Source organism: Marinobacter sp. UBA2498 (assembly GCF_002341575.1).
Lineage (GTDB): Bacteria > Pseudomonadota > Gammaproteobacteria > Pseudomonadales > Oleiphilaceae > Marinobacter > Marinobacter manganoxydans.
This window is the reverse complement of sequence record NZ_DDOI01000032.1, coordinates 4,370-4,767: the sequence shown is the minus strand read 5'-3', so window position 1 is coordinate 4,767 and position 398 is coordinate 4,370. Positions and strand designations below refer to the sequence as shown.

General features: G+C 54.8%; 1 protein-coding gene. It reads left to right on the top strand.

The features are described from left to right. Nucleotides 1-372: indole-3-glycerol phosphate synthase TrpC (locus B2W52_RS03320; protein WP_286801264.1), on the top strand; the 372-nt coding region annotated here is incomplete at its 5' end. Nucleotides 373-398: the final 26 nt, after the last annotated feature.

Genomic DNA, 398 nt, shown 5'->3' with positions numbered 1-398 from the left:
CTGATCGCCGCCTGCCTGACCAAAGACCAGATGCAAGAGCTGGAAGGTATTGCCCATGAGATCGGGCTGGATGTGTTGGTCGAAGTGCACGATGGCGAGGAACTGGATGATGCGTTGACGCTGACGACGCCTCTGGTCGGCATCAACAACCGCAATCTGCATACCTTCGATGTTTCGCTGGACACCACGTTTGACCTGCATGAGCGGATCTCCCAGGACCGGCTGACCATTACGGAAAGTGGCATCATGACCCGCAGCGACGTAGAAGCGATGACTGCTCGCGGGATTTACGGTTTCCTTGTGGGGGAATCGTTTATGCGGGCGGAAGAGCCTGGCCAGAAACTTCAAGAACTGTTCTTTCCAAAAGGCTAACTCACAAGTTTAAACAGTTCGGCGGG